The sequence below is a fragment of the Dyella sp. genome (assembly GCF_035277725.1).
In the GTDB taxonomy this organism is placed as follows: Bacteria; Pseudomonadota; Gammaproteobacteria; order Xanthomonadales; family Rhodanobacteraceae; genus Dyella_B.
This window is the reverse complement of record NZ_DATEJY010000001.1, coordinates 1-17274: the sequence shown is the minus strand read 5'-3', so window position 1 is coordinate 17274 and position 17274 is coordinate 1. Positions and strand designations below refer to the sequence as shown.

Annotated in this window: 14 protein-coding genes and 1 pseudogene; 8 read left to right on the top strand and 7 right to left on the bottom strand. The window is 61.2% G+C overall.

Translation table 11 applies throughout. The features are described 5' to 3' along the window. Positions 1-508: 508 nt before the first annotated feature. Positions 509-1318, top strand: coding sequence for an HD-GYP domain-containing protein (locus VJR68_RS00075; protein WP_324145504.1), 810 nt, complete (start codon positions 509-511; stop codon positions 1316-1318). Between the two features lie 91 nt (positions 1319-1409). Here the strand turns inward: VJR68_RS00075 and VJR68_RS00070 are convergent, their stop codons facing one another. Next, positions 1410-1919: a hypothetical protein gene (locus VJR68_RS00070; protein WP_324145503.1), complete on the bottom strand. Its 510-nt coding sequence runs from the start codon at positions 1917-1919 to the stop codon at positions 1410-1412. An 11-nt stretch (positions 1920-1930) separates the two neighbouring features. Continuing rightward, the gene (locus VJR68_RS00065) at positions 1931-2752 is read right to left on the bottom strand and encodes a class I SAM-dependent methyltransferase (protein ID WP_324145502.1); all 822 of its coding nucleotides are present in this window, start codon (positions 2750-2752) and stop codon (positions 1931-1933) included. A gap of 84 nt (positions 2753-2836) precedes the next feature. On the opposite strand from VJR68_RS00065, the gene VJR68_RS00060 reads away from it, so the two are divergent. Continuing rightward, on the top strand, positions 2837-3763 hold the full coding sequence (locus VJR68_RS00060) for a LysR family transcriptional regulator (RefSeq protein WP_324145501.1): 927 nt from the start codon (positions 2837-2839) through the stop codon (positions 3761-3763). Between the two features lie 55 nt (positions 3764-3818). Here VJR68_RS00060 and aat read toward each other — a convergent pair whose 3' ends face one another. The 3 genes from aat to trxB all read right to left on the bottom strand — a co-directional run bounded on the left by aat (position 3819) and on the right by trxB (position 6831). Further along, positions 3819-4571: a leucyl/phenylalanyl-tRNA--protein transferase gene (aat, locus tag VJR68_RS00055; RefSeq protein WP_324145500.1), complete on the bottom strand. Its 753-nt coding sequence runs from the start codon at positions 4569-4571 to the stop codon at positions 3819-3821. Further along, positions 4568-5704 (bottom strand): GNAT family N-acetyltransferase, encoded by a 1137-nt coding sequence (locus tag VJR68_RS00050; protein ID WP_324145499.1) that lies wholly within the window; start codon positions 5702-5704, stop codon positions 4568-4570. The genes aat and VJR68_RS00050 overlap by 4 nt, the downstream gene beginning before the upstream one ends. 167 nt (positions 5705-5871) lie before the next feature. Further along, positions 5872-6831 (bottom strand): thioredoxin-disulfide reductase, encoded by a 960-nt coding sequence (gene trxB / locus VJR68_RS00045; RefSeq protein WP_324145498.1) that lies wholly within the window; start codon positions 6829-6831, stop codon positions 5872-5874. A 267-nt stretch (positions 6832-7098) separates the two neighbouring features. Between trxB and VJR68_RS00040 the strand changes: the two genes are divergently transcribed. From VJR68_RS00040 to VJR68_RS00030, 3 genes are all read left to right on the top strand, one after another. Then, positions 7099-9429, top strand: a complete 2331-nt coding sequence (locus tag VJR68_RS00040; RefSeq protein WP_414647712.1) for a DNA translocase FtsK — start codon at positions 7099-7101, stop codon at positions 9427-9429. A gap of 215 nt (positions 9430-9644) precedes the next feature. After that, positions 9645-10310 carry an outer membrane lipoprotein chaperone LolA gene (gene lolA / locus VJR68_RS00035; RefSeq protein WP_324145497.1) on the top strand — a complete coding sequence of 222 codons (666 nt, stop codon included), beginning with the start codon at positions 9645-9647 and terminating at the stop codon, positions 10308-10310. After that, the gene (locus tag VJR68_RS00030) at positions 10307-10981 is read left to right on the top strand and encodes a YoaK family protein (RefSeq protein WP_324145496.1); all 675 of its coding nucleotides are present in this window, start codon (positions 10307-10309) and stop codon (positions 10979-10981) included. The genes lolA and VJR68_RS00030 overlap by 4 nt, the downstream gene beginning before the upstream one ends. A gap of 129 nt (positions 10982-11110) precedes the next feature. On the opposite strand, the gene VJR68_RS00025 is transcribed toward VJR68_RS00030, so the two are convergent. After that, a complete protein-coding gene (locus tag VJR68_RS00025) occupies positions 11111-11797 on the bottom strand; it encodes a phosphatase PAP2 family protein (protein ID WP_324145495.1) in 687 nt (228 codons plus the stop codon). Beyond that, positions 11797-14046: a TonB-dependent receptor gene (locus tag VJR68_RS00020; protein ID WP_324145494.1), complete on the bottom strand. Its 2250-nt coding sequence runs from the start codon at positions 14044-14046 to the stop codon at positions 11797-11799. Before VJR68_RS00020 ends, VJR68_RS00025 begins: the two co-directional genes overlap by 1 nt. A 410-nt stretch (positions 14047-14456) precedes the next feature. On the opposite strand from VJR68_RS00020, the gene VJR68_RS00015 reads away from it, so the two are divergent. The 3 genes and pseudogenes from VJR68_RS00015 to VJR68_RS00005 all read left to right on the top strand — a co-directional run. Continuing rightward, positions 14457-15797, top strand: a complete 1341-nt coding sequence (locus VJR68_RS00015; RefSeq protein ID WP_324145493.1) for a replication-associated recombination protein A — start codon at positions 14457-14459, stop codon at positions 15795-15797. A gap of 331 nt (positions 15798-16128) precedes the next feature. Then, positions 16129-16704 (top strand): hypothetical protein, encoded by a 576-nt coding sequence (locus VJR68_RS00010; RefSeq protein WP_324145492.1) that lies wholly within the window; start codon positions 16129-16131, stop codon positions 16702-16704. Between the two features lie 79 nt (positions 16705-16783). Further along, positions 16784-17274 (top strand): annotated as a pseudogene (locus tag VJR68_RS00005) (serine--tRNA ligase); the annotation flags it as partial.

Sequence of the window (17274 nt, the reverse complement as noted above, 5' to 3'; positions counted from 1 at the left end):
GGAAAGTTTTGCTTGTTTAAGCGAAATGGCTAAAAAGCTCGTCGTCCCGGCGAAAGCCGGGATCCAGCGACTTACAGGTCGTCAAAGACACTGGGCCCCGGCGTTCGCCGGGGCGACGAATCGCTAGCTTTGAATTTGCTGGAAAAAAGGGGCTTCGGTTGAGTTGCAGATGTGCTTGTCTAGAGCGCAGCGAATTTCCCCGGACAGCAATGCGCTTTCGCTGGAATGACGAGTTGGGGCTCTGCGGCGATGGTGGAAGCCTTAAGTTCGGAGCGGGCGCCCTTGGGTAGGCCATCGCAAGAGATGTTCGCAACGATAACGCCGTTGCAGAACGTCACGCGCCGAATTGCGCAAATGAGCGCGACATGCTTCACTCGGCGGATGGCAGAATGCATCTTTTAGATACACAGGGGCAGGGCGTGGCATATCTTCGTGACAGCGATTGCAACAGTTTGCTGACGTCGCGCCATTCCCATGCATTGTTTACCTGCCGAATGTTTGCCAGCCCGTGATAAGGATCAGTCCGCAATTGCGCACCGCCGGCATCTATGTGCTGGTTTCGGCGGCATGGATCTGGTTTTCCGGGCATCTGCTGGGCTACCTGGTGCATGACCCGCGCCGCATCATCCTTTACCAGATCGCCAAAGGATGGTTGTTCGTTCTCGGCACCGGCCTCTTGCTGTATTGGATGATCGGCCGCACCGTGCGACGCCTGAGCGAAGCCAATCGGCAATTGCTCGTCAGTCACGAGCAAGCGCTGCACGTGCTGGTGGAAGCCATGGACATCCGGCACAAGGAAACCAGCGACCATTCCGAGCGCGTCGTGCGCATGGCGCTTGGCCTGGCCAGGCTGGCGGGCCTGGAAGGCGATGCGCTGCGTGACGTGAAGTTCGGCGCACTGTTGCATGACATCGGCAAGCTGGCCTTGCCGGATGCCATCCTGATCAAGCCCGGCAAACTGGACGACGAAGAAACCCAGTTGATGCGTACCCATCCGCGCATGGGCTACGACATGCTGCAGCGAATCGATTTTCTGCGCGGCGCCAGCGCCATTCCCTACAGCCACCACGAACGCTGGGACGGCACCGGCTATCCGCAGGGTTTGCAGGGCGAGGCGATTCCGCTAGCCGCCCGCATTTTCAGCGTGGTGGACGTGTGGGATGCCTTGAGCCATTCGCGCGTATACAAGCCCGCATGGCCGGAAGCGGAAGTACTGGATTACCTGCGCCATGCTTCGGGCAACCATCTCGATCCGCATCTGGTCGCGCTGTTTCTCGATCACTACGCCGAATTGAAAGCACTGGCTTTGAACCACTGACGCCGATCCACCGTAGGTTGGGGTGAGCGGAACGCGAACCCCAACATCGCCATGCATGCGGACATCACAATGTTGGGGTTCGCACCCCAACCTACGTCGCTGCCAGCGCGGCAGCCTTGGTCTGCGGGCGCAACAACCGATAGTACGCCGTGACATGCGTGATCATCAGCAGCGGCACATAGATGATGGGAATGGCATAGGTGCTTCCCAGTTCGCCCGCACGCGCCGGCAGATTGATGCGCACGGCATGGTAATAATCGACCACCAGATCGATCGTGCCCATCACGTTGAACGCCACCACGAACAACCAGAACAGCGGGCGGATGCGCGCCGTCAGCAGCGCCAGCATCGCCAGCAAACCGGTGGCGAAGTCGCCGTATGCCGCGAACCTGGCGAAGCTTGCTGGCAAGCCGGGGCTGACCACGCCCGGCAGGATAAACACCAATCCGAAGAAGCGGAAACTATGCAAGGTGGCGATGGCGCGTTGCGCATCGAACGGTGTCATCGACCTGAGCCTGGGCCAGAGGTAGACGCCAAAGCAGAGCAGCCACGCGACATAGCCCAGCACAAGATGCAGTCGAAAAAGAAGTTCCGGTGACATGGTGCCTCCTGTCAGGCGATGGCCTCGAACACGGCGGTAAGCACACCGAGCCGGCCTTCCAGCAGACTGCGCCCGAGATTGGTGGCCAGCTGCGCAAAATCCGTTCCCATCACTACACCGAGATTCGGCGACGGTAGCGGCCCGGCATCGCGCAGCTGAGCCATCCACGCTTTTGCCGCTGCGGTGTCGTCTTGCCATACCAGCGTGCGGAAACCTGCGCGTTCGATCGCTTCGCGCGTTGCATCGGCGGTGAGCAGAAAACAGGTAGCCGCCGTGCGTGCCCATGGAACGGGGTAGTGCGGTTCGCCGTTGTTGATCACTACGTCGAATGTCGCCAGTTTGCCGCCGGGTTTCAACACGCGCCGTATTTCCTGATAGAGCCGTGCGCGGTCGGCGATGTTCATCGCCACATGCTGCAGCAACGCGACGTCGAAGCGGTCGACATCGAAAGGAAGTTCCAAGGCGCTGGCGGCATGAAACGACACCTGCTCGCTTTGTCGTGTGCGTTGGGTGAGATAGCGCGCAGCGTCCACAAACGGTTCGCTGAGGTCGATGCCTGTGACTTTGCAGCCATAGTTGGCCGCCAAAAAACGGGCCGGGCCGCCAATGCCCGAACCGACGTCCAGCACCGACATGCCGGCATGAATGCCCGTCAGCGTGGCCAGTTCCGCGGTGGCGGCAAGCCCTCGCGTGTGGAATTGATCGAGCGTACCCAATTGCTGTGGCGTCAGCGTTTGGTGCTCCGGCCCGAACACGGCAAGCGCCGTCTTCAGCCGCTCGGTCAGGCCGGTCGCGCGATAGTGGTTGCGGACGCCTTCAAGTGCATCGGTCATGGCAAAACGTCCTCATGAGTGCGGGGTGAGTAAGGTGTACCATCGCCTCGCACGAGCGACTATCGCTCACAATGTTGATGGGCTATGAAGCAAAACTTCACAGTCAGGCAGGGCGCACTGGATGGGGTGGAAGCGTTTCTCAGCGTCGCTCGGCACCGCAGTTTTCGCCGGGCCGCGGCGGAACTTGGCGTAACGCCCTCGGCCATCAGCCAAGCGGTTCGCGTGCTTGAAACACGTATCGGCGCTGCGCTTTTCATGCGCACCACGCGCAGCGTTGGCCTGACCGAAGCAGGCGAACGGTTTCTATCGCGTGCCAAGCCGGCTTTCGAGGAACTCGTGGCGGCCAGTGACGTAGCGCGCGGACTTGGTCAGCGGCCAGCGGGATTGTTGCGTCTTTCCGTACCGCGCGCGGCGGTGCCGATCCTGCTGGAGCCGCTGATTGCATCGTTTTGCGCGGCCTATCCCGAGATCGAAGTGGAAATCGCCGCCAGCGAGGAATTGATCGACCTTGCCGCGGAAGGCTTCGACGCCGGTGTGCGCATGGGGCAGTTTCTTGATGCCGATATGGTTGCCGTGCCGTTGAGCCCGCCGTTTCCTTTCGTCGTGGTCGGCAGTCCGGCGTATTTCAAAAGCCGCAAGCGGCCCAGAATCCTGGACGATCTACGCCAACACGCTTGCTTGCGCTGGCGGCGCTCCAACGGCGCACTCGCGCCATGGACGTTCAACGACAACGGGCGCGCGATCGAAATCGCCGTCGCCGGCCCGCTGATCGCCAATGATTTTCCGACCATGCTTGGCGCGGCACTGGAAGGCGTTGGCCTTGCCCAGTTGCCGCAGCCGATGGTGGCGGAAGGTTTGAGAACAAAGACGTTGGTGCAAGTTCTGGAGCGTTATGCGCCGGTGATGCCGGGCGTGTTCCTCTACTACCCCAGCCGCAGGCAGATCATGCCGAAGTTGCGTGCGTTCATTGATCATGTGAAGGAACGCGAGCGCCAACGGCGTAAATCGTAGGCTGGGATGAAATCCCAGCATCGCCATGCCAATCATGCTGGGATTCCATCCCAGCCTACGTGTCTCGCAACGTAAAGCAGCCGTTTTCCAGAATACGTTGTGCAGGAATACAGGGAAGATCTTTCCACCGCTTCTCATCAAATGGCGCCGTCACCAAGGCCGCGACGTTTTCCAAGAACACGTCGCGCGATATCTCCACCGCACCCAGCCCCAGCAAATGCGGATTGCTCACCTGCGCATCGATCAATGGAAATTCCCACTCGCGCAGCAACGCAGCCAGGGCACACAAAGCCAGCTTCGAGCCACCGCTTTCTACGCTGAACATTGATTCGCCGCAAAACAAGCGGCCGATGGATACACCGTAGATACCACCCACCAACCGTTCCTGGTCCCACACCTCGATGCTGTGCGCACAGCCCAGCTGATGCAGGGCTTCGTAGGCATCCATCATCGCGGGGCTGATCCAGGTACCGAACTGGCCGGGTCGCGGCGCCGCGCAAGCCTGCATCACCGCCCGGAAAGCGCGATTCACCGTGATGTTCCACACCTTGCCGTGCAGTGTCCGGCGCAGGCTGCGATTGGGGCGCAGTGCATCGGTCTCAAACACGCAGCGTGGATCGGGAGACCACCACAGGATCGGTTCGTTTTCGTTGTACCAGGGAAAGATGCCGTTTGCGTACGCCGTCATCAGGCGCAGTGGCGAAAGGTCGCCGCCGAACGCAAGCAAGCCGTTGGGTTCGATGAGGGCGGTGCGAGGGTCGGGGAAATGACCCGGCGCGTGGTCGTCGAGCCGAGGCAAACGAATCATGATTGGGCGTAGGGGCTGTGATCGCGCAGATCGTCAGCATAAGCGTCCATGCTCTCGCATTCGTGCGCAAGCGCCCGACGTACGGCACTGCGGAAGCCCTCATGCACCAGGTAGTGGCGCGAATGCGTGCGCGTCGGCAGAAAGCCGCGCGCGAGCTTGTGCTCACCTTGCGCGCCCGGTTCGAACCGCTGCAGGCCCTGCGCAATCGCGTATTCGATGCCCTGGTAGTAACACAGCTCGAAATGCAGATCCGGCAGATCGACGCAGGCGCCCCAATAGCGCCCGTACAACGTGCTGGCACTGCGCAACATCAACGCCACCGCCACGATCTCTCCTTGCTGCCTGGCCAGCGCCAGCTGCACCGTGTTGCCGAGTTCCTTGCGCAGGTATTGAAAGAACGGCTCGGTGAGCGCGGCGTGATTGCCCTTGGCATCGAAGGTATCGGTGTAGAGCGCATGCACGCGGCGCCATTCGCGGGCCGTCAGCTCCGCACCGCCAACCATGCCGATAGCCAGGCCGTGCGATGCGACACGTTTGCGCTCGTGGCGGATGTTCTTGCGCTTCTTGTGATTGAGCGCGGCCAGGAAGGTTTCGAAATCCGCATAGCCTTGATTGTGCCAATGGAATTGCACGTCACTGCGTCCCATCCAGTCCTCATCGAAGGCATCAAGCTCTGCGTCGATGAGGAAGTTGGCATGCACGGACGATAACTGCAGCCGTTGCGCTTGCTGGCGCATCGCTTCCACCAGCAACTCACGTCGTTCGGATGCTTGCGTCGCATCGTTCCCAACGAGCAAGCGCGGCCCGGTCACGGGCGAGTAGGGCACGGCATTGAGCAGCTTGGGATAGTACTGGCCACCCGCGCGTTCCCATGCAGCTGCCCAGCTCCAATCGAACACGAATTCGCCGTGCGAGTTGCCTTTCAAGTACAGCGGCGCCGCGGCAATCAACGCGCCATTGCGATAAAGACCCAGGTGATGCGCTTGCCAGCCCCACTCAGGGCGTATGCAGCCGGTGCGTTCGAGACCGGCGAGAAAGGCGTGCGAGAGGAAGGGATTGTCGTCCGGGCGCAGGGTGTCCCAGGCGGAAGCGGGGATCTCGTCGATGCTGTCGTGGAAGCGGGCTTCAATCATCATCACTCCATGGTTGAGGAGTGGGGAGCACGTGTTTTATGCCCGTCGCCCCGGCGAACGCCGGGGCCTAGTGGCTTTGGTTCAGAGCGAAGTCGCTGGGCTCCGGCGTTCGCCGGGGCGACGGAATTAGGTTGCTTTCCCAATGCTAGGAATGGAAACGACAAACCTCAAACCTTCACGTTCTGATCCAACCACCGCTCCGCATCCAGCGCCGCCATGCAGCCGAAGCCCGCCGACGTCACCGCCTGGCGATACACATGGTCCGCCACGTCGCCTGCTGCAAACACGCCCGGCACCGAGGTCATCGTCGCCATGCCTTCCAGGCCGCTGCGGATCTTGATGTAGCCGTCGTGCATGTCCAGCTGGCCTTCGAAAATGCCGGTGTTGGGCGTGTGGCCAATCGCGACGAAGAAGCCGGTTGCCGCGATATCGCGCGTCGTACCGCTGTTGATGTCCTTCACGCGCACGCCGGTCACGCCGGTGTTGTCGCCCAGTACTTCGGCGATGGTGTGGTTCCACACCAGCTCGATCTTGCCGGCGGCGGCTTTCTCGAACAGCTTGTCCTGCATGATTTTCTCCGCGCGCAGCTTGTCGCGGCGATGCACCAGGTACACCTTGCGGCCGATGTTGGCCAGGTACAGCGCTTCCTCCACGGCGGTGTTGCCGCCGCCAACCACCACGATGTCCTGCTCGCGGAAGAAGAAACCGTCGCACGTCGCGCAGGCCGATACGCCCTTGCCTTTGTAATGTTCCTCGCTGGGAATGCCGAGATACTTGGCGGTGGCGCCTGTGGCGATGATCAGCGCATCGCAGGTGTATTCGCCCGAATCACCTTTCAGGCGGAACGGACGCTGCTTGAGGTCGACCTGGTGAATATGGTCGAACACCATCTCGGTTTCGAAGCGCTCGGCGTGTTCGGCCATGCGCTGCATCAGTTCCGGACCCTGCACGCCTTTCACGTCGCCCGGCCAGTTGTCGACCTCGGTAGTGGTCATTAATTGACCACCCTGCTGCAGGCCGGTGACCATGGTCGGCTTGAGGTTGGCACGCGCGGCGTACACCGCGGCGGTGTAACCGGCGGGGCCCGAGCCGAGGATCAGCAGGCGGCTATGCTTGGGGGTGGTCATTGCTATTATCCTTAAGGGGTTGCAGGCAATTTATCAGGGCAGTTCTGGATCGCGGAGCCGTCTTCTCAGGCGCTGGAGCCTGTCGGGCTTGGGTGATCGAAGCCGCAAGGATGGGGAAGTCGCAGGGGCTATTCAAGGCTGACTTGCGCGACCCGTTTCTGAACCTGTCCATCGACGGCATGGCCCTCGCTGTTCGGCGGCCACCTTCGGTTGGTTACACTGCAACGCGCAAATTTGTTCGACATTCCTACAAGGAAACACACCCCGGTGGCGGCGCGCAGCGCAAACGTACGAAAAGCAAAGGAAAAGACTGGCCTCAGCGAGGAAGTGAAGCGCCGCCTGCGTGAGGCGGGCGCGTTGCTGCTGTTGCCGTTGGCTCTCTATCTCCTGGTGTGTCTCTTCAGTTACGACGCCGCCGATCCCGGCTGGTCGCATGCCGACACCGGCGGCCACGTGCACAACCTGGGCGGCACGGTGGGCGCGTACATCGCCGATCTGCTGCGCTATCTGTTCGGCATCGTGGCGTACTGCTTCCCCCTGCTGCTGTTGCTGCTCGGCATAAAAGTGCTGCGCAATCATGGCGTGCGCAGCGTGCAGCCGTGGGAGCCGTCGCTGCGCCTGATCGGTTCGGTGTTCTTTTTCATTACCGCGCCGGGCTTGTGCTGGATCATCTTCCACGACAGCGTGATGGCGCCGGAAGGCCCGGGTGGCGTGATTGGCCGCGGCATCGGCCATGCCTTGCTCGGTGCGTTTGGCGATAAGGGCGCGCCGCTGTTCCTGCTGGCCATTTTCCTGGTCGCCGTCACCTTCGCCACCGGGCTGTCCTGGTTCAAGCTGATGGATCTCACCGGGCAGGGCGTGCTGAAGCTCGCCGGCTGGTTCGGCGGCAAGCTGCGCAAGGCGCCGGAAGTGATCGCCGCGCACCAGGCGCGCGTCGAGCGCGAAGTGGTGAAGAAAACCGAGGCGATCAAGCAGGCCAAGCGCGAACCCGTGCGCATCGAGGCACCCGCCGCACCCGTGGTGAAGAGCGAACGCGCGCGCGTGGAAACGCAGATCCCGCTGTTCGTCGGCGCTGCACAGCCTGGCGAACTGCCGCCGCTGTCGCTGCTGGATGAAGCGCCGGAGCAGGGCCCGGGCTATTCGGAAGAAACGCTGGAAGTGCTCTCGCGCCAGGTCGAATTGAAGCTCAAGGACTTCAAGATCGAAGCCAAGGTGGTGGGTGTGTTCCCCGGCCCGGTGATCACCCGCTTTGAGATGGAACCCGCCGCCGGCGTGCGCGGCAGCCAGGTATCGAGCCTGGACAAGGACATCGCGCGCGGCCTTTCGGTGGTCAGCGTGCGCGTGGTCGACGTGATTCCGGGCAAGAACGTGATCGGCCTGGAAATTCCGAACGCGAAGAAGCAGATCGTGTACCTGTCGGAAATCCTGCGCTCCGATAAATACGATCAGCAGAAATCGCCGCTCACGCTCGCACTGGGCAAGGATATTGGCGGCCGCCCCATGGTGGCCGATCTCGCCAAGATGCCGCACTTGCTGGTCGCCGGTACCACCGGTTCCGGTAAATCCGTGGCGGTGAACGCGATGGTGCTGAGCCTGTTGTACAAGGCCAGCGCCAAAGACGTGCGCATGATCATGATCGACCCGAAGATGCTGGAACTCTCGGTCTACGAGGGCATTCCGCATCTGCTCGCGCCGGTCGTCACCGACATGAAGGAAGCCGCCAACGCGTTGCGCTGGTGCGTGGCCGAGATGGAACGCCGCTACAAGCTGATGGCCGCGGTGGGCGTGCGCAACCTCGCAGGCTTCAACAAGAAAGTGAAGGACGCCGAGAACGCCGGCCAGCCGCTGCTGGATCCACTGTTCCGCCCCAATCCCGACATGCCCAACCAGGTGGCCGAGCCGCTGGAGACGCTGCCGTACATCGTCGTGATCATCGACGAGTTCGCCGACATGATGATGATCGTCGGCAAGAAGGTGGAAGAACTCATCGCCCGCCTGGCGCAGAAGGCCCGTGCTGCTGGCGTGCACTTGATCCTCGCCACGCAGCGTCCGTCGGTGGATGTGATCACCGGTTTGATCAAGGCGAATATCCCGACGCGTATCGCGTTCCAGGTATCCAGCAAAATCGACTCGCGCACCATTCTCGACCAATCCGGTGCGGAAACGCTGCTCGGCCACGGCGACATGCTCTATCTCCCGCCCGGCACCGCCACGCCCGACCGCGTGCACGGCGCCTTCGTCGACGACCATGAAGTGCACAACGTGGTGAACTGGCTGAGAGCCCAGGGCGCGCCGCAGTACATCGAAGGCGTGCTGGAAGAAGTGCAGGCCACCAGCGACGGCAAATTCATCAACGAATCCGGCCTGCCGCAAGATGGGGAAGAAGGCGGCGACGCCGAGGCGCAGCTTTACGACAAGGCCGTGCGCATCGTCACCGAAACGCGTCGCGCGTCGATCTCCGGCGTGCAGCGCCATCTGCGCATCGGCTACAACCGTGCCGCGCGCTTGATCGAGCAGATGGAGCAGGATGGCGTGGTGAGTGCACCGCTGCATAACGGCAACCGCGAAGTGCTGGCGCCACCGCCGCCGAAGCATTGATTTCCAGACGAAACGGTCCGCAGGAACCACGTAGGCTGGGATGACAATTCCAGCATCGTGAAGCCTCAAAAAAAGCTGGGATTGTCATCCCAGCCTACGCGCCGGATCGCTAAAAAGAAGGTGTTCCGGCGCCCCATGCGCCATTGTGTTGGGGTTCGGCTTCGCCTCTCCCCAACCTACTATGCTTGCCGCAGGCAAACCAGGAACAGGAATCCATGAAACGCCTCCACGTCGCAGCCCTTCTTGCCGCGTTGCTGCTGTTCGCAAGCACTCTGGCCCAAGCCGCCACCGGCCCGGCCCGCGCCCGCCTCGACGCCTTCGCCCAAGGCTTGCACGCCGTCTCCGGCAACTTCTCGCAAACCCTCACCGACCCCAACGGCAAAAACAACAAAACCAGCAATGGCACGCTGGTACTGCAGGCGCCCCGCCAATTCCGCTGGGATACGCTCGCGCCCTACAAGCAAACCATCGTCGCCGACGGCAGCCGCGTATGGCTGTACGACCCGGACCTGGAACAGGTCACCGTGCGCCGCCAGGACACCGAAGAAGCGCACAGCCCCCTGACCGTGCTGACCGATCTCTCCCAGCTCGACAAGGAATTCCACGTCACCGAGCAGGGTGAACATGACGGCCTGGTCTGGCTGCGTCTCACGTCCACCGCACAAGATCCGCAATTCAGCTACGCCGACCTCGGCTTCGATGCGAACGGCCTGGCGCGCATGCAATTCAAGGATCAGCTCGGCGCCATCACCGACATCCGCTTCTCCAACTGGAAGCGCAACCCGGAAATCCCGCCGCAGGATTTCAACTTCACCCCGCCGAAAGGCGCGGATGTGATCGGCGATCTGCCTGAACTCAACACACAACCGCTGAAAAATTGATCCGCCAGCTACCCCGTTGGGCCTGGATCGGCGGCGGCCTGCTCGCGCTGGTCGCCGGTTGCATCAACGCGGTTGGTTATTTGTGCTTTCGCCATCAGCCGGTGACACATCTCACCGGCACCAGCACCGAACTCGGCATTGCGGTTGCGCACGGTGATCTCAAAGAGATCGCGCACTGGGGCCTGACCCTGGTGTCGTTTTTGATCGGCGCCATCGTGAGCGGCTTCATCGTCGAACAACGGGCACTGCAACTGGGGCGTCGTTACGGTGTGGTGCTGATGCTGGAATCGGTGCTGCTGTTCCTCGCGATGCCGTTGATTCACGATGCCAAGGATCTTGGACTTTATCTGGCTGCAGGCGCCTGCGGTTTGCAGAACGCGATGGTGAGCACCTACAGCGGCGCGGCCCTGCGCACGACGCACGTATCGGGCATCTTTACGGATTTGGGCATGTACCTGGGCCAGCGTTTGCGTGGCCTGGATGTGGATGTATTGCGCATCCACATCTGCGTGCTGGTGGCCAGCAACTTTATCGTCGGATCGATGCTGGGCGCGCTGGGGTATGCATACATGCAGGAGCGGGTGTTGCTGGTGCCGGCGGTGCTTACGGGTGTTGTCGGGTTGGGGTACGGCATTTACCGGCATTTCTTTTTGCAGCGGTCTGCGCGATAGACCGGGTTTACCTTCACCATCATTCCGACCTTCGCCGGAATGATGATTCGCTTCGAATTGACTGTAGGCTGGGATGCAATCCCAGCGCTCTTTGCCATCTTCATGCTGGGATTGCCATCCCAGCCTACGTCAAGGCAACCCCAGCGCCCGCCGCAACTCACCACGTGCCGCAGCGTAATCAGCCTGCCACTGCGGATCGCGCAATATCTCATCCGCAATCACTGTCCCTGCAATTTTCCCTGCCTCCACATCACTAGGAAAATGCACACCCATCACCACGCGATGCTCGCCATACACATCCGCCCGCGCAAAAATCGCCGCACGCTTTTCGGGCAGCATGTTGGCCAATAACACCGCTGCGCTGTAGCCGAACGTCGCGTGCCCGCTCGGATAGCTCCAATCATCGGGCTTCTCCTTCGACAAGGCATGCACTTGGCTGGACACCACCGAAGGGCGCGGGTGTTTCCAGAACTCCTTGGCTTCCTTCGCTTCGGCCTTGTCCAGCTTCGCCACACTCTCGAAGAAGGCAGCTGTCTTTGGCAACGAGGCCGGCTGCGTCGTCAATCCCAACGCATCGGCAAAGCGAAACACGGAACGCGCCGTGTCCCCCTTGGCCGCCGCCATGTCCTGTGCGGTACGTGTCTTCTGTGCGGTCAACACCGCCTGCAAATCACGTTGAGCCGCCGTCGAACCTGCTGCCGGCGGAGGCGGCAGCAGGTTCGACAAGGGAGCGACAGCGGGAGAGGCGCCGTCGCCATAAGCCAGGGCGGACTGGCTGATCAGAAGCAACGCAAACAGCAGTGCACCGCGTTTCATCAGAACAGATCCGCCGATACGGTGAAGTTGAAATTACGCGCCGGAATCGTCCAATACAACGGCGTGCCATCCGCGCCAGTGGTGCCGGCCAGCGCATTGATCGTCGTGTTGTTGAAGATGTTGTTGATCTGGAAGCCGATCTTGAAATCTTTCACATCGGTGATATGCGGATCGAACTTGTAGCTGGCGGTGAAGTTGGTGATCGCATAGCCGCCGATCGGCGTGTCGTCGTTGTTGTTGGCGGTGTAATACGTCTTGCCCACGAACTTGTCGACCAGCGAGGCGTAAATGGGGCCGTTGCTGTAGATAAAGCCCAGCGCAGCCGTCTTGTGCGGCGTGTTCGGATTCCACGAGTTGTCGGCCGTCTGAATGGCGCGGTTCAACGAACCATTGGCATACACGCTGAAACCGGCGCGCAGCATGTAGGTGCCTTCCAGCTCGACGCCCTTATAGTGCACGCCGCCGCCGTTGTAGAAATAAGTGAGGCCGGCAACTTTGCGGCTCTGCACGAAGTTGTTGAAGTTGATCTTGTAGACGTCAGCCGACAGCGTCAGGCGATCGCTGCTCCAGGTGCTGCCGAGCTGGATGTTGGTGGTCTTTTCCGGTGCCACGGCGCTGTCGGAGAAAGCCGGATTCGGCACGTAGAGCAGGTTGAGGTTGGGCGCCAGGAAGCCTTTGGCCCACTGCGCATACGCGGTCCAGTTGGAGGTGAATGCGTAATGGAACGCAGCCGAGGGCAGGGTGACGTTCCAATCCTTGGAGTAATTCAGCGGCGTGCCCGTCTTCTGATTTACCGATGCATCAAGGTTGCGCTTGAAGTAGTTGTACTTCGCGCCGCCGACAAAATAGGCGTTGTCGGTGATGTTCCACTGGTATTCGACAAACGGCTGGATGGTGACTAGCGAATCGTTCATGCGGCGATCGGCGGCAGCCATTTGCAACGTCGATGCGCCAGGGACGACCACGGGATTCAACGCATTGAGGGTATCGTCGAATTCGTAGAGCCAACGAATATCGTCCTGATGGTCGTACCACACGCCGGTACGCACTTCACCCGGACCGATTTCCTTGCTCAAGCGGAAGATGTCGCCCCACGAACGGTTCGTGTTGCGCATGTGCTGGCCGGGCACGTCAGTGAGGCTGTAGGCGGTGCCATTGGGCGTTTCGCCATTCGGATCTTCGCCGTTGAAACCGAAGTGGTTGTAGCCGTAGGTGTAGGTCTTGTTGTCGATCGTCCAGCCGGAGAACTCCGAATGCAGGCCGATATAGGCCATGTCCGTGTCGATCTCGTCCTTGTTGTAGCGATAGTAGGCCTGGCTGGTGGGGTCATTGTTCAAACCGTAATTGACGCCGTACTGCGCAATCTGCGCCTTGGTCGCGCCAAACGGCACGTACTGGTGAAGATTGTTCCACAGCGCGGCAAACGTCAGCGTGGTGTTATCGCCCAGCGGCTGAATCACTTTGGCGAACACACTCTGGCGACGCTGGCCGGCGTAGCTGAGATAACCATCCGACTCACCATTCTGCAGGTTGATCACGGCGGTGGTGCCGCTATTGGTGAAGGCGCCGGTATCGATACGCGCGCCTTCAATGGCGGTATCCCAGCTGCCGAAGCTGATGTACGGATTGACGTTGAACTTCGCCTGCGGGTTGATCGAATCCACCGAAATGGTGCCGCCGAACGTGGCATTGCCCAGCGTGCTGGCTGTACCCGGGCCGCGATCCACCACCACGCTGCCGGTTTCCTGGTTGGTGAAGTACGACGTGGAGTGGTGCGTGAAGTCGTTGGAATCCATCCACGGAATACCGTCGAACGTCACGTTGTACTGGCCATCCTGGAAGCCGCGAATGGACACCACCGCCGCTTCCATCAGGCCGGCGCCGTTCGGCGTCACGGTGTACACGCTGGGCGCGATGGCGGCGACGTCGGTGTAGTCGCCGGTGGGCGGGACATTTTCCTGGATATAGGTGCTGCCGATAATCGATTGCGGCTCGGTGGCGATGGTCGAGCCTTGCGTGGGGGCGATCGAGCTGACCGCCGTATTGGCCGTTACCTGTACGCCATTAAGCGTTTTGGGATTATTGGAGGTGCCATCGCCGCTATTATCCACGGCGCTGGGGCCGCTAATGACATTAGTGCCGTCATGGCTCGCATCCTGCGCATGAAGGGGTGCCGCAACGGCCAGGGCCACGCAAAGAGCAAGATAGACCGGCGTGCGGCGGTACAGCGCATGTGTCGATGCAGTCATTGTTTTTTTCCGGTATCGGCGGGTTGTAGAAAGGCCGACACCGTAGAGATGCAAGATGACAGTTCCGTAACAATGGCATTAAAAATGACGATTATGTGATGCGAAAGAAAATGCGCTAAGGCTAATCTAAGCTTTGCATTGCCGGTGTAATAAAGGCGGTCGGTTTCATAGATAAATGACGGGATTGAATTAAGCTAAGTCTAAGCTATGCATTGGTAATGAAATAAATCATTATCGATAATAAAGGGCAAATGTTTTCTTGGGCAAGCGGTCGTGCCCGTAGGCTGGGATGAAATCCCAGCGCCGCGATGCCAAACGCATGCTGGGATTTCATCCCAGCCTACGACCGCGGCAAGCGTTGTGGCACACCGCCCAGCCGCCCATCACACCGAATGCCCTATCATCAGCCGATGGAACGACGCGAAACACCCCATACCCCGCAACTGTTCGGCAGCGACACCGAAGAACTCAAACCCCTCGCCGAGCGCATGCGCCCGCGCACCCTCGACGAGATAGTCGGCCAGCAACGCCTGCTCGCGCCCGGCAAGGCGCTGCGCCGCGCACTCGAAGCCGGCCGCGTGCATTCCATGGTGCTGTGGGGCCCGCCCGGTTGCGGCAAGACCACGCTGGCCTTGCTGGTAGCGCGCTACGCCGATGCGGATTTTCGCGCCATTTCCGCCGTGCTTTCCGGCTTGCCCGACGTACGCAAAGCCTTGGCCGAAGCGGAGGTGAACTTCGCACAAGGCCGGCGCACCGTGCTGTTCGTGGACGAGGTGCATCGCTTCAACAAAGCACAGCAGGATGCCTTCCTGCCGCATATCGAACGCGGCGTGATCATCTTCATCGGCGCTACCACCGAAAACCCGTCGTTCGAATTGAATTCGGCGTTGCTGTCACGCTGCCGCGTGCATGTGCTGGACGCCGTCTCCGTCGACGACATCGTCGCCGCCTTGCAACGCGCACTCGCCGATTCAGAACGCGGCCTTGGCGCACAGCAACTGCAAGTTTCCGACTCCGCCTTGCGCCTGATTGCCCAGGCCGCCGACGGCGACGTGCGCCGCGCACTCACCTTGCTGGAAATCGCCGCCGAATTGGCCGATGGTCACAGCATCGACGAAACCACGCTGGAGCAAGTGCTGGCCGATCGCACGCGCCGCTTCGACAAAGGCGGCGAGCAGTTCTACGACCAGATCTCCGCCTTGCACAAATCCGTGCGCTCCTCCGATCCCGATGCCGCCGTGTATTGGCTCACACGCATGCTCGACGGCGGTTGCGATCCGCTCTATCTCGCACGCCGCATGACGCGCATGGCGGTGGAAGATGTTGGCTTGGCCGAACCACGCGCTTGGCGCATGGCACTGGATGCGTGGGATACCTACGAACGTCTCGGCAGCCCCGAAGGCGAACTCGGCCTGGCGCAACTCGCCATCTGGCTGGCCATCGCACCCAAGAGCAACGCCGCGTACATGGCCTATAACAAAGCGCGCGACGTGGTTGGCCAAACCGGCACGCTGGAAGTGCCCATGCACCTGCGCAACGCACCCACGCGTTTGATGAAAGGCCTGGGCTACGGTAAAGGCTATCAATACGACCACGACGCCGAGGGCGGCATCGCACTCGATCAGCAGTGCTTGCCCGATGCGTTGGAAGGCATGGAGTTCTACGAACCCGTCGAACGCGGCCTGGAATTGAAGCTGCGCGAAAAACTTCTCGCCCTCCGCGAAGCGCGCAAACAAGCGCGAAAGAAATAAACCCCGACCAACGCCATATCTGCTCCCTCCCCTACGTGTAGCAGGGGAGGGTTGGGGCAATGCTCCGAATTTAAGGGTCTTTCAATCGCCGAAAACTCCCCACTCGTCATTCCGGCGAACGCCGGAATCCAGTTCAAACATGGCGTGCGAAGCACTCAACATAAATAGGTTAGGAGTGCTTCGCACAGCATATTTAGACTGGATTCCGGCCTTCGCCGGAATGACGGTGAGGCAATTGTCGCCATTCCCGTAGAGGGTAGCCCCAGGCATTTGCACGCCATCCAAACACCGCCTAAATTCCCCTCACCATCCAAAGGGGGAGAGCACCACCATGCGCATCCTCATCGCCGCCATCCTCGGCGGCCTCATCATGTTCATCTGGGGCGCCATCGCCCACATGGCACTCGGCCTCGGCAACCCCGGCATCCACCAACCCGTGCACGAAGACACCGTACTCAGCACTTTGCACGAAGGCCTGGGCCAAACCCCCGGCGTCTACATCCTGCCCAGCTTCGACCCCAAGCAATGGAGCGATCAGGCCGCCCGCAAAGCCTACGCACAAAAAACCGCCACCTCGCCCTACGCATGGATCGTCTACCTGCCGCAAGGCGACGACATGACCGACATGCACCGCCAGCTCCCGCGCCAATGGGCCTCCGACACCCTTGCATCGCTGGCACTCGCCTTCGTGATGGGGCTCGCCGCCTTCGGCTTTGCCAAACGCATCGGCATCGCCGCCGCAGCGGCCGTGTTCGCATGGCTGTCCACCCTGGTGCCGTACTGGACCTGGTACCGCTTCCCCGTCGAGTTAGCCTGGGCCGCGCTGGCCGAACAACTCATCGGCTGGCTGCTCGCCGGCGCTGTGATGGCGTGGTGGATCGGCCGCGCGGAGCGCAAGCCGGTTTGACCGGGCGGAGCGCCGCATTGCGACCGCCGCGCCCCCACAGCGATAATCCAGCGTTCTTGCCCCACATTCGGATCCGAACATGCTGGACCCCGCACTGCTGCGTTCGCGCCTGGCCGAAACCGCCACGCGCCTGAAGGAAACCCGTGGCTTCACGCTCGACGTGGCCGCCGTGGAAGCGCTGGAAAGCCAACGCAAGCAGCTCTCCACCGAGACGCAGGAACTGCAGAACCTGCGCAACACCCGCTCCAAGGCCATCGGCCAGGCCAAGGCCAAGGGCGAAGACGTCGCCCCGCTGATGGCCGAAGTCGCCGGCATCGGCGACAAGCTCAAGGCCAACGAGCACGCCCTGGCCGAAGTGCAGGCCAAGCTCAACGACATTGCGCTCGGCATTCCCAACCTGCCGCACGAATCCGTGCCGCTGGGCAAAGACGAAAACCACAACCAGGAAATCACCCGCTGGGGCACGCCGCGCCAGTTCGATTTCGCCGTGAAAGACCACGTCGACCTCGGCGAACGCCACGGCTGGCTCGACGGCGAAACCGGCGCCAAGCTTTCCGGCGCACGCTTCAC

Excerpts from the sequence above, each read along its gene's own strand:
- trxB (WP_324145498.1), bottom strand. The coding sequence starts at position 6,831 with ATGACCACCCCCAAGCATAGCCGCCTGCTGATCCTCGGCTCGGGCCCC.
- lolA (WP_324145497.1), top strand. The coding sequence starts at position 9,645 with ATGAAACGCCTCCACGTCGCAGCCCTTCTTGCCGCGTTGCTGCTGTTC.
- VJR68_RS00025 (WP_324145495.1), bottom strand. The coding sequence starts at position 11,797 with ATGAAACGCGGTGCACTGCTGTTTGCGTTGCTTCTGATCAGCCAGTCC.
- VJR68_RS00065 (WP_324145502.1), bottom strand. The coding sequence starts at position 2,752 with ATGACCGATGCACTTGAAGGCGTCCGCAACCACTATCGCGCGACCGGC.
- VJR68_RS00060 (WP_324145501.1), top strand. The coding sequence starts at position 2,837 with ATGAAGCAAAACTTCACAGTCAGGCAGGGCGCACTGGATGGGGTGGAA.
- aat (WP_324145500.1), bottom strand. The coding sequence starts at position 4,571 with ATGATTCGTTTGCCTCGGCTCGACGACCACGCGCCGGGTCATTTCCCC.
- VJR68_RS00020 (WP_324145494.1), bottom strand. The coding sequence starts at position 14,046 with ATGACTGCATCGACACATGCGCTGTACCGCCGCACGCCGGTCTATCTT.
- VJR68_RS00050 (WP_324145499.1), bottom strand. The coding sequence starts at position 5,704 with ATGATTGAAGCCCGCTTCCACGACAGCATCGACGAGATCCCCGCTTCC.
- VJR68_RS00010 (WP_324145492.1), top strand. The coding sequence starts at position 16,129 with ATGCGCATCCTCATCGCCGCCATCCTCGGCGGCCTCATCATGTTCATC.
- VJR68_RS00015 (WP_324145493.1), top strand. The coding sequence starts at position 14,457 with ATGGAACGACGCGAAACACCCCATACCCCGCAACTGTTCGGCAGCGAC.
- VJR68_RS00070 (WP_324145503.1), bottom strand. The coding sequence starts at position 1,919 with ATGTCACCGGAACTTCTTTTTCGACTGCATCTTGTGCTGGGCTATGTC.